This is a genomic window from candidate division WOR-3 bacterium (genome assembly GCA_026418155.1).
Lineage (GTDB): Bacteria > Hydrothermota > Tepidihabitantia > Tepidihabitantales > CAIPLT01 > JAOABV01.
This window is the reverse complement of record JAOABV010000053.1, coordinates 1-11,397: the sequence shown is the minus strand read 5'-3', so window position 1 is coordinate 11,397 and position 11,397 is coordinate 1. Positions and strand designations below refer to the sequence as shown.

The following is an 11,397-nucleotide window of genomic DNA, read 5'->3' as shown; positions in this document are numbered from 1 at the left end:
CTTTTTATCTCCCTAAAATCTTTGGTGAAGAAAAATATTCGGTTAAATATTATGCTAAAGTAAAAAACATTGAAATTGTTAAACGTATTAAATTACTTCCCGAAGAAAAAGAAGACCTCCATGCTAATGATGATTATTACAAATTAACAATTGATGAAATTAAACCGCTTCCCCAACTGATAGTAAGTAAACGTTGGCGAAGAATTACTTTTATTCCGACAACTCTGTCAAAACTTTTCTCTGCTAAAGAAATTAATGATTTATGGTGCACCAGTCCGATTGAAGAAATATTATACAAAAAAATGAAGCGCGAAAAAATTCTGGCGGAAAGACAATTTTTTGTCTATGAAACTAAAACACCATATTGTTTAGATTTCGCGATTTTTTGTCGAGATGGCAAACTTAATATTGAATGTAACGGTGAAAAATATCATTCCTCAAAAGAAGCCCGAATTAAAGACCGTAAAAGAGATAATGATTTAACAAGTCGAGGTTGGTCAATTTTGCGTTTCTCCGGAGAAGAAATTAATAAGGATATCAATAGTTGTATAAGACAGATTAAAAAAACGATTAAAACCTTGCAAGGATATTAGTTGGTTCCAGATAAACCACAACTCTATCAGCCATAAGCCATCAGCCAATATTAGACATTGACTTTTGAAAGGATTTCAGTAAATTATATTAGTTGACCAGATGTCGGAAAATGACGACTGGTAAAGATTAAATAAACATTATTGTTCTTTTACAATTGGGTAAAATTAACGGAGGGCTAGTCCTAATTTGGTAAGGCACCGGACTTGAAATCCGGCTCCCAGTAATGGGAATGTGGGTTCGAATCCCTCGCCCTCCGTGTTAGTTAACAGGAAACAGCGAACAGGGAATGGTAAGAAATGATAAAAGATTACAAAGATTTGGCCGTATGGCAACAAGCATTACAAGTTGCGTCTGAAATCGTGGATTTCATTGATTTGTTACCGCCGGGACCAGCCACTGAACTCATTGGAAAACAAATAATACGTTCTTCTACATCAGTCTGCGCAAATATTGCTGAAGGACATAGCAGTGGTAGTAGTAAAGAATTCAACCGAATTTTGAAAATTGCCTATCGCGAAGCAAAAGAAACTGATAATTGGTTACAAGTTATCAAGAAAGTGAAAAGGTATGATAAACCTGTAATCATTAATACTGTAAATAAACTTGAATCTGATAATCTTGCCGTAATAAAAATGCTTTCTGCATTGAGAAAAAAGATTTATGAAGCATTGACTCAAGAATGAGATGCTTATTGTATACTATCCCCTATTTACTATTTCCGGTTCCCTATTTTTTTGGAGAGGTGGCCGAGATAGGTCTAAGGCGCCCGCTTGCTAAGCGGTCGCACGGGTAAAACCGTGCCGTGGGTTCGAATCCCACCCTCTCCGTGTCAAATAAAATGTTTTATGTCTATATTGGGTAGCGTCAAGATTTTTGTGTAATTTCTTTTCTTCCATTCAAACTTATTTTCCCATTATCTATTTTCTTCAACATATCAAACTAAAATTTACACAAAATATTATACACTATCCTATATTTTGAAATGTAAATATAATAAATTATATGTAGGTCGCACAACCAATTTGATAGAAAGACTATCCAAAGATCGCTCAAGTTAAGTTCCTGCTACTCAAAATAGATTGCCGGTTGAACTCATTCTTTATATGGCGTTTAAAAATAAATATTTGGCTTTTAAATTTGAAAAATATCTCAAGTCGGTTCGCGCATTTATAAATAAACATTTTATTATCTAACTTTCTTGATTTTTATTTATAAGTTTGTATAATCACTATATTAAATATGACTAATCAAGAGATTCGTGTGCGCATCGCACCAAGTCCAACTGGTGCGGTTCATGTTGGTTTGGTCCGCTCGGCATTATATAATTGGTTATTTGCTCGGCACCACAACGGCAAATTTATTTTAAGAATTGAAGATACTGATGTTACGCGCTCAACCCAAGAATCGGTTCAGGCAATAATTGAAGGTTTTAAATGGGTGGGCATTGATTGGGATGAGGGTCCTTATTTCCAATCCCAAAGACTGGAAATTTACCGTAATTATGCCCAAAAACTGTTGACTGAAGGAAAAGCCTATTATTGTTATTGTAATCCTGAGGAATTAGAAAAAGAACGACAGAATGCTTGGCAGAGAAAAATTGCTTGGAAATATGACCGACGCTGTTATCATCTTGATGCAGAAACCAAAGCAAAATATGATAAGGAAAATCGTCCCAAAGCAATTCGATTCTTAGTTCCCGGCAAATCAGTAATTTTCGAAGACCTTATTCACGGCACGATAAAAAAAGAACCACAAGACATTGAAGATTTTATCATAATGCGTGCGGATTTGACACCAACTTATAATTTTGCGGTTGTGATTGATGATGCGGAAATGAAAATTTCCCATATTATCCGAGCAGTAGAACATATTGCGAATACACCGAAACAGATATTATTATATGAAGCCTTTGGGTTTCCTATCCCCTATTTTGCCCATTTACCTTTAATACTGGGCACGGATAAGAAAAAACTTTCCAAGCGCCATGGTGCGCTTTCGCTTTGGGAATATAAAAAAGCCGGATATTTACCTGAAGCATTAATTAATTTCTTAGCCTTACTCGGTTGGTCGCCTGGTGGCGACTTAGAAATTATGACTCGTAAGCAAATGATTGAACTGTTTTCTTTAGAAAGAGTTAATAAAGCCAATGCCATTTTTGATGTCAAAAAATTAGAGTGGATGAATAGTATCTATATCAAAAATATGGAGAATGAAAAACTATCTCAGGAACTTCTCCCTTATCTTGACGAAATCAACATTCACCCCAAGGACAAAGATAGGTTCTTTAAGATCTTAGACCTTACCAAAGTACGGGTTCGCACATTAATAGAACTAAGAGATATGATTTATCCTTTTTACACCCAAGATGTTAAATATGATACGTCCGCAGTAGAAAAATATATAACACCCCAAACTAAAAACTATCTTAAAGAACTTTGTAGGAGATTTGAAAAATTAGACGATTTTACCGCAATAAACTTGGAAAACGAGTTAAGGAAATTATCTGAGGAATTAGGATTAAAAGCATCAGATTTAGTTCATCCCTGCCGAGTTGCTTTAACTGGCAAATCAGTTGGTCCGCCATTATTTGAGACTATTGAATTATTAGGCAAAGCAACCGTCATTACCCGTCTCAATAATATCTACCACTGAAAACACTGAACTCACAGAATAAATCCTTTTATCTTATCGAAAAATTAGGCGCCAAAGATTTAGAGATAAAAGATAAAATATTTTCATAAGACGAATCTTAGGATGAACAGATTGCAAGAAAATATTGACTTATTTTGTATCTGAATTACAATATGGTATGACAACGAATAATCTTTTGCAGCGTATCAAGATTGACCCGAATATCTGTTTTGGTAAGCCGTGTATCCAAGGAACTCGAATTTGGGTTTCTTTAATTCTTGATTTATTAGCCAATGGAATGAGCATTCAGGACATTATTGCCGAATATCCGCAGTTGACCGAAGAAGATATTCGCGCGTGCATTGCTTATGGTGCAGAAATGTCACGCGAAAGGTATGTTGAAATTCCTTCTTGATGAAATTTAAACTCGATGAGAATTTTGGCAAAAGCATTCAGATTCTTTTTGAAAGTCAAGGTCTTGATGTTGTAACCGTCCGGAGTCAAAATATCCAAGGTTGTTCTGACCAGTACTTATATGATGTTTGTTGTAAAGAAGAACGATGTCTTGTAACATTGGATTTAGATTTTGCGGATACGGTCAGATTTCCTTTAAATAAAACCAGTGGTATTATTGTAATTCGAATTCCTAAACATTCAAGTATTAAATTACTAAAACAATTGATATTTCAGTTGCTATCTAATTTGAAAAACATTGATATTAAAGAAAAATTATGGATAGTCGAACCTGGTCGAATCAGAATCCACGAATCTAAAGCAAGTACAATAGATTGATTTTAATAGATATATTCAGGGTGCGAGCCGGTTGAACTGGACCGCACCCATTTTTTTTCGGCCTCATCTTAATCCTTTTAATTCAAAGGACAAAATGGAGGTCGGATTATTTATGGTGCAATATTACACCCTTGATAATTTGTTTACAGAGTCGAAGCAGTTAAGGTAAATACAGTATTTCGGATGCGTTCGAGAATATCTTTATCAAATCCGCGAGCGAGCCATTTTGCCATTATTGCATCAACTTCGCGCAAAAGTTGTTTGCCTAAAAACCTTTTACTTAACCGATAGGTCTCTCGGGCAAAATTGAGATAAGGCGGATTTAAGGATGATGTGATGCCAATTTCACCCAGAATTGCTTTGACTTCATTTTCCACTTCCACTAATGCCGGAAATTCAGTCTCGATTTGCGCTTTCATCATTGGTTTTAAGGTCGCGACTTTCTCGCTCAGAACATCGCCATTCAGTTTCAAATCCCATTTATCAACTCGGCGTAATGCATTTCTCACTGCCATATTTATCACCTACCTTTCTAATCTAAATTTGCCATTAACTAACCTTTAATGGCTATCTATAATGCTATGACACATAAAATGCCTATTTTGGGGAAAAAACTTTATTAGGCATCTAACTTTTGAAAATTTATAAGGAAAAATCCTTTAAGGGGCTAGGGTCGGGTTAGGCCAAGCCTAACCTACTCCTGGCATATTAATAACCAGAGGTTACCGAATATCCGTCTTATCAGGTGGCATATCAGATAGGTCAATCCTACTCTAAAAAATATTGATTTAACCCATTAATTCCTCTCTTTAGAAAATAATGATATTTATCCTATTAATCACCCACAAGACCTTAACCTATCCAATATTGCCCTGAACGAACTTAAAAATCCTACCAAGCGGTCACTTAAATAGTTTCTTGATAACCAATGAGTTAAAATTGTTTGTCTTTGATGAATTTACAATTATAAGATTAATTATCGTCTTTATTGAATTTACAAATACAAAATTCCAAAAGCCAAACAAATATGTAATCAAATCAAAAACTTTTGAAAATTGAAACTTTGCTATTATTTGAAACTTAGGGCGAAAAGATTTGGTGAATATCTTTATCTAATAAACAATTTGGAAATCTATAAATTCATTACGGCATTCGAGCCATTGGACCTTACAGTCTGTAACTTTGGCTGATGCGGGTCCGATTTTAACTGCTGCAATTAATTGCTCTAATTTATCTTTTTTGCCTTCAGCAACAATTTCAACCTTACCATCATCCGTATTTCTTACCCAGCCGGTAAGTCCAAGGAGTTGGGCTTTTCTCCGCGTAAAATCTCTAAAAAAGACACCTTGAACTCGTCCAGAAACAATAATATGAATCCGATGTCTATCCTGCATGCTTATTTCTTTTCAGCGATAATAATCATACGCTTAGAATTAGAACTAAACGGACTACTATCCCAATCAGAGAACATTTTACAGATGTACATACCGACTTCAGATAAAAGCGTTTTGATTTCTGCTGGATTATATAATCTGACAAAAAATGGTTTATCCTTTCTCTTGCCATCTCTAATCACAATTCGATTATTATAAATGCGTTTGGTCTTTTTGTCATATTGATTACGGTCAATCATCAAATCTTTTCCTTTTTCAAATACAATATAGGGTAAAAAATTTCTCAATAAGACATCTCGATGAAAAGTATCAAAACAAAATAATCCTTTGGATTTTAGTGCTTGGCAAATATTTTTGAGAACCTTAAAGTTCTCGGCATCATTAAAATATCCGAAAGAAGTAAACATCAAAATTATTCTATCAAACTCATTTTTGAAATTGATTTTACGCATATCCTGCTGAATGTAGTTTACGCTTAAACCTGTTTGTCTTGCTTCATTCCGCACAATTTTAAGGGATTCTTGGTTTCTATCCATACCAGTAAATTTGGTTTTGCACATATCCTGCAGAATGCAATTTACGCTTAAGCCCATTTGTTTTGCTTCTCTTCTCGCAATTTCAAGAAACCCTTTGTTTATATCAACACCCGTGACATTATAACCCAGTTTGGCTAATCGATTTGAATGTCTACCATATCCACATGCCAAATCCAGAATCTTCATCGCTTTATCCAGTTTAAGTTCTCGGATTAAGAATTCGACTTCACTCTTCGTTCTTTTCTCAGTTAAAAAATCTTGATAAAAGTATAAATAATCCTTCGGTTCAAATACCGCTTCAAAATCAAACAATGGCACCGATTTTCTGTCTTTTTGTAATTAAACCCTAATTTTTAATAACAATTGTTTTGTAAGATAAAATTTTATTAACTTCCTTTAATCTTAGAATATAACAACCGGTTGGCAGATTATCTATCACAAAATAGTTTCCCTTTAATTTTTGGTAATAAACTCGACTTCCTTGCATATTAAATAGTTCTATTTCTAAGTCACTATTCTGGCGTATTGGAGATAGATAGATTGGACGATTATTAAAGAGAACTGTTGGAATAATTGTCGCTGACAGATTGTCTATTCTATTTTCTTCAGCAATTGCTGTTGGTGCGACATAAGTAGAAGCAATGACTCTATCATTATTAGGGTCAACATCATTGACCATTTTAGTTGAGCATTTTACCACATAATAGCCAGTATCACTGGCAAACCAAATCGAATCAAATACAACTTCAATCTCGATTCCAGCGCCGATTCTGGTTCGTTTGATTGTTCGCCAATTTCCAATAGTAAATTCAATATCAAAAATCTCTGCGATATTGCCATAATTTTTAACCATGGCTTTTGGTTGGATAGATGAACCTTGAATGATATTTGCTGGCGGTTCAATAATTAAAGTTGCTCCAGCATCTTTTACTCGAACAAATGTTTGGCCCGAAATACAATCATTATTCGGTCTTTCATCTTGGGCTAAAAGGGTTGTGCATTTATAAGCGTGATAGTTGCGAATCCTTAAAGTGCAAACCGGAAAACTTATTAAACTTGAATCACCTGAATTCAATGAAATGTTTCGGATATTAGAATAATAATCGCCAATGGTAAGTTTCACAGCAAATGATTCAGAGTTAAGTCCATAGTTTTTTACCATTGCTTGCGGATTGATGACAGTTCCTGAATCTACCATTGCTGAAAAACCAATCAATCTTTCAATCCCGACATCGTGAAGAATTCTGATACTTGCTGAATAACTAAATGGTAAATTACCTGTAGCATATTCCCATTGGGTTAAAACTGGGATCAGGGCAAAATGGTCTATATTCTGCCACGGAAAAGAATCACTACCATTTGCTTGGGAATTAAGGGTCAATTCATATACTGTTGAAAGACTGTTGGGTCGATAGGCAACTACAAAGCACGCCCAGCGATATAAACTTTGCGCATTGAAATTAACAAGAAGTTTTCCGCCGCCATTAAGAAATTGCACATAATTTGTTCCGCCGTTATTGGATACTGGATAATTTCCTTGGTCACCTGTTGCTGGATATGAATTATGTGTTCGCAGGATACGAACTGAAGGCATTAAATGTCCTTCTTTATAAAAATTTATGGTATCAGCCCTAATCCCAGTAAAATAACGCCAAACTGCATATAGTTTAAGTGCGGTTGCTAAATTAGAACCATATTGGAAAGTCAAGACATAATCAATTCCGGAAAGCGTATTTTGTCCTGAGATTTGTCCTTGATACATCCACATTTGCCGCACACAATCACTACCATAATATTCACTTAAGAACATGGGCCAGATACCGCCAGCATACCAATAAAGATTCGTGCTACTGGTAATTGGCAGATGTGGACTGTCAAGCGGATTAGGCGAAGTTCCCAAAAAATCCAGGTAATCATTAACTTCGTCATACACTACTTCGGTTCCCCAAACCGCACAATTTTCCAGCCACCATGTTCCTTCCGCACTACTGTAGCGGAATTCAATTGCGTGGACAAATTCATGGCAGACCGTGCCTTTTAGCCCATTGGCATCAAGTCCGACTGTAATTCTAAAGTGCGAACTCACTCCATTCGGATAAGGATTAGTATAACTGTATTCGGGATAAGTTACTCCCGCAATACCCGATGATAACTGTTTTATATACACATCATAGCGGTTATCGCCACCTAAACCAAAATCTGGTGGTGGTGGTAACCAGCCTAAAGAATCAACTAATCTTGTCCAACTATATTGAAGCGCACTGGCAGTAGATTCAGCATAAGCAACTGAGACTGCATCAACTCCTTGACGAGTATAGTGAATGCGAAAAAGAGGTCGCTCAATATATTCGACCGGTCCTGAAAGCGTTGGTCGGTTTTGTAATTTGCCTTGTCGGAAATCTTCCAGTGCTTGCGCAGTTCCGCACCAATCTTTAATCGGCTCGGCGTTAGCAAGTCCGACAAACAATAAAAATGTTAATATAAATATATTTTTTTTCATAATATAAATAATCATAATATATTAATATAAATTTTTGATAAAGGCAAGTAGCACATTTCAGCCAATCCCTTATTGTTTAGTTAAAACCTTTTCAATTTTCGGTATTGCCCAGTCAATATCTTCTTTCTTAATAATCAAAGGTGGCGCAAACCGAATTACATAATCGTGCGTCTCTTTTGCTAATATGCCTTCAGCCATCAACTGTTCGCAAAATGGTCGTGCTTTACCAAAAGTTCTTTTTATTTCCACACCAATCAACAAACCTTTACCTCTTATTTCTTGAATACAAGGTGATTTAATTGCATTTAATTTACTAATGAAATATTCGCCCATTATTCGAGCATTCTCAATTAAATTCTCTTTCATAATCACATCTAAAGCAGACATTCCTACAGCACACGCCAGAGGATTGCCGCCAAAAGTAGAACCATGGTCGCCTGGGGTAAAGACATCCATAATATCATCATTAGCACAAATTGCAGAAACGGGATAGACACCGCCGCCTAAGGCTTTACCTAAAATTAAAATATCAGGTATGGCATCTTCATATTCATAAGCAAACAACTTACCAGTTCTTCCCAAACCAGTTTGGATTTCATCTAAGATAAAAAGGACATTATGCTTTTGGCAGATTTCTTGTGCTTTTTTTAGATAGCCGGGTTTGGGTATAATAACTCCGCCTTCACCTTGAATCGGCTCAACTAAAAAACCGACGGTATTGGGATTTATTGCATTTTCTAATGCGGATAAATCGTCATAAGGAATAATCTTAAAACCCGGTGTGTAAGGACCGAATCCTAAGCGATATTGTTCTTCAGAAGAAAAACTAATAATTGTCGTAGTTCGACCATGAAAATTATTTTCACAGACAATAATCTCAGCACAATTTTCTTTAACTTTCTTTTTCAGATAGCCCCATTTGCGTGCGGCTTTAATTGCAGTTTCAACTGCTTCCGCACCCGTATTCATTAAAAGCACTTTATCTTTTCGGGTAATTTCACAAAGATATCTACAAAAGATGGGAAATTGGTCATTATGAAATGCTCGTGAAGTTAAGGTTAATTTTTCCGATTGTTCTTTAAGAGTCTGAACAATTTTCGGATGGCAATGTCCTTGATTTAATGCGGAATATGAAGAGAGCATATCAAGATATTTTTTCCCTTCAACATCATAGACCCAGACACCAGCGCCTCGGCTTAATACTACGGGCAACGGATTATAATTCCGAGCACTATAATCAAAAACTTGCTTTATCAGTTCTTCACTTCTTGTCATTTTGCTCCTTTCTTTTTAATGATAACATTATAATTTCTCTCCATTAATGTTTCTAATACAATATCAACGCACACGGTAATTGGGTTAAAAAATCATCAAACTCATCTTGTGCTAAAGTCAAAAATTTCTCTTTCGGTAATACTAAAAGTTCAGCGGAAATGATTTGCACCGTATTTATAAGATTAAACACCGAACCCTTTTCTGTAATAATTGAAACCGAAAACCCATTCTGTTCAAATTCTTCTCTTAAAGAAAATAGATTTTGCCATTGATATCTTTCTTCTTCAATGGTTTTTGCTTCGGTTGATAGGGAAAATAAGCCGGTTAAGACAATTTTGTGCTGTTCTTTATTTAAGAACGGCTGTATTTTATCTTTCACGATTTTTTCTCCATTCACAACTAAGATTACATTCAGCATAATCTTAATTTGAAACTCAATTTATGACCCTGAAGCCCAATTGGCATCGAGAAATTTCATAGTTCTTCTCTGAGGCATTTTTCAAGAATCATCAGCATATCATTGGCTAAATCTTAATTTTATTAACAGGAAGAGATTAGCAAAAACTAAGGTAACTAAAGTAACAATTATACCAAGTTTTAACCAATTTTTGAAGGAAAACTTACGACGATAACTTCGTTCAAAAACGCCAATCGCAACTAAATTCGCCGTAGAGCCAATCATTGTCAGATTACCGCCAAAACAGCCACCAATCAAAAGACTCCACCACAAAATATTGCCTTTTGGCAAACCACTGGCAATTAAATCTTTCACAACTGGCACTAATGCCGCAACTACTGGTAGATTATCAACAAATCCAGACAGTAGCCCGGAACTCCAAAGCAATAAAGTTAAAACATTTGCACTTTGACTTAAATCACCCATAAATCTTAAAGGTAGTAGTTGTCCGGCATTCATAATAATATGGGCAACTTTTGCCGTTACTCCAGTATATTCCAAACAGGCAGCATTAGCAAAAAGAAACATGAAATAAAGAATTGTCCACCAATCAGGTCCTTTCTCAATAAAATACCGACCGCGTTCTTCTTCTCGCAACACAATAAAACCGACAATGGCTAAAACCGTGGCTAAAAGCACAGTCCGTTCTTCAACGCCCAAAAGATGTTCTAAAAACGAATGCAGAATGACCAATATGACAAATACAATAAAAATTATAATGGCTAAGGATATTTCTTTTTTATCTTTTATTTCCAGTTTTGATTCCAGTTCTTTTATCGATAAGGCATTCTTTAATTCCAATTTACCTTCGCGTTCGTTTTTCTCAATTGCAATTTTACTTTTAATTTGATTCCGATAAATATAAACTATCATTCCAATAATCAGCAATGCGGATAAGATTGAAATCACTGTTGAATTTCTTAAAAAATCAAGAAAGGTTAATTTGCCGGCAAATGCTAAATAAATTCCAATTGGATTACCAATTAAAGTTACAGCACTGCCCACATTTGTTGCCATTACTAAACCCAATAAATAAGGAATAATGCTCACTTTCGTGTGCCGAGAGATTTCTCCTGCAATGCCGATAGTAATTAAAATTGCGGAAACTTCATCAACTAAGCCGGCTAAAATGCACGAAAAGAACATTAAAGCGCCAAAAAGTAAGTGCGGTGAACCATAAAAATATTTTAATGCCTTAACCACCAAATACTGGAATAC

General features: G+C 35.4%; 12 protein-coding genes and 2 tRNA genes. 7 read left to right on the top strand and 7 right to left on the bottom strand.

Annotated elements, in window-relative coordinates; translation table 11 throughout:
- The 7 genes from N2201_06155 to N2201_06125 all read left to right on the top strand — a co-directional run.
- The coding region (locus tag N2201_06155; GenBank protein MCX7785787.1) for an endonuclease domain-containing protein at positions 1–593 on the top strand (593 nt) is incomplete at its 5' end.
- Positions 594–763: 170 nt separating this feature from the next.
- A tRNA-Ser gene (locus N2201_06150) sits at positions 764–850 on the top strand.
- Positions 851–890: 40 nt separating this feature from the next.
- Positions 891–1,277 carry a four helix bundle protein gene (locus N2201_06145; protein MCX7785786.1) on the top strand — a complete coding sequence of 129 codons (387 nt, stop codon included), beginning with the start codon at positions 891–893 and terminating at the stop codon, positions 1,275–1,277.
- Positions 1,278–1,330: 53 nt separating this feature from the next.
- Positions 1,331–1,421 (top strand) — tRNA-Ser (locus N2201_06140).
- Between the two features lie 412 nt (positions 1,422–1,833).
- Positions 1,834–3,246 (top strand): glutamate--tRNA ligase, encoded by a 1,413-nt coding sequence (gltX, locus tag N2201_06135; protein MCX7785785.1) that lies wholly within the window; start codon positions 1,834–1,836, stop codon positions 3,244–3,246.
- 157 nt (positions 3,247–3,403) lie between these two features.
- Entirely contained in the window at positions 3,404–3,640 is a 237-nt protein-coding gene (locus N2201_06130; GenBank protein MCX7785784.1) for a DUF433 domain-containing protein, read from the top strand.
- Positions 3,640–4,017: a DUF5615 family PIN-like protein gene (locus N2201_06125; protein MCX7785783.1), complete on the top strand. Its 378-nt coding sequence runs from the start codon at positions 3,640–3,642 to the stop codon at positions 4,015–4,017. Before N2201_06130 ends, N2201_06125 begins: the two co-directional genes overlap by 1 nt.
- A gap of 143 nt (positions 4,018–4,160) precedes the next feature.
- Here N2201_06125 and N2201_06120 read toward each other — a convergent pair whose 3' ends face one another.
- From N2201_06120 to N2201_06090, 7 genes are all read right to left on the bottom strand, one after another.
- Positions 4,161–4,532 (bottom strand): hypothetical protein, encoded by a 372-nt coding sequence (locus N2201_06120; GenBank protein ID MCX7785782.1) that lies wholly within the window; start codon positions 4,530–4,532, stop codon positions 4,161–4,163.
- 597 nt (positions 4,533–5,129) lie between these two features.
- Complete coding sequence (locus N2201_06115) at positions 5,130–5,411, bottom strand: acylphosphatase (GenBank protein MCX7785781.1); 282 nt, start codon at positions 5,409–5,411, stop codon at positions 5,130–5,132.
- Positions 5,412–5,413: 2 nt separating this feature from the next.
- Positions 5,414–6,265 carry a methyltransferase domain-containing protein gene (locus tag N2201_06110; protein ID MCX7785780.1) on the bottom strand — a complete coding sequence of 284 codons (852 nt, stop codon included), beginning with the start codon at positions 6,263–6,265 and terminating at the stop codon, positions 5,414–5,416.
- Between the two features lie 28 nt (positions 6,266–6,293).
- On the bottom strand, positions 6,294–8,447 hold the full coding sequence (locus tag N2201_06105; GenBank protein ID MCX7785779.1) for a T9SS type A sorting domain-containing protein: 2,154 nt from the start codon (positions 8,445–8,447) through the stop codon (positions 6,294–6,296).
- A 69-nt stretch (positions 8,448–8,516) separates the two neighbouring features.
- The gene (gene rocD, locus N2201_06100; GenBank protein MCX7785778.1) at positions 8,517–9,722 is read right to left on the bottom strand and encodes an ornithine--oxo-acid transaminase; all 1,206 of its coding nucleotides are present in this window, start codon (positions 9,720–9,722) and stop codon (positions 8,517–8,519) included.
- Positions 9,723–9,774: 52 nt separating this feature from the next.
- Positions 9,775–10,140 (bottom strand): hypothetical protein, encoded by a 366-nt coding sequence (locus N2201_06095; protein MCX7785777.1) that lies wholly within the window; start codon positions 10,138–10,140, stop codon positions 9,775–9,777.
- Between the two features lie 99 nt (positions 10,141–10,239).
- The coding region (locus N2201_06090) for an SLC13 family permease (protein MCX7785776.1) at positions 10,240–11,397 on the bottom strand (1,158 nt) is incomplete at its 5' end.

Coding starts and splice junctions, on each gene's coding strand:
- N2201_06115 (MCX7785781.1), bottom strand. CDS start 5,411: ATGCAGGATAGACATCGGATTCATATTATTGTTTCTGGACGAGTTCAA.
- N2201_06145 (MCX7785786.1), top strand. CDS start 891: ATGATAAAAGATTACAAAGATTTGGCCGTATGGCAACAAGCATTACAA.
- N2201_06125 (MCX7785783.1), top strand. CDS start 3,640: ATGAAATTTAAACTCGATGAGAATTTTGGCAAAAGCATTCAGATTCTT.
- rocD (MCX7785778.1), bottom strand. CDS start 9,722: ATGACAAGAAGTGAAGAACTGATAAAGCAAGTTTTTGATTATAGTGCT.
- gltX (MCX7785785.1), top strand. CDS start 1,834: ATGACTAATCAAGAGATTCGTGTGCGCATCGCACCAAGTCCAACTGGT.
- N2201_06130 (MCX7785784.1), top strand. CDS start 3,404: ATGACAACGAATAATCTTTTGCAGCGTATCAAGATTGACCCGAATATC.
- N2201_06095 (MCX7785777.1), bottom strand. CDS start 10,140: ATGCTGAATGTAATCTTAGTTGTGAATGGAGAAAAAATCGTGAAAGAT.
- N2201_06105 (MCX7785779.1), bottom strand. CDS start 8,447: ATGAAAAAAAATATATTTATATTAACATTTTTATTGTTTGTCGGACTT.
- N2201_06120 (MCX7785782.1), bottom strand. CDS start 4,532: ATGGCAGTGAGAAATGCATTACGCCGAGTTGATAAATGGGATTTGAAA.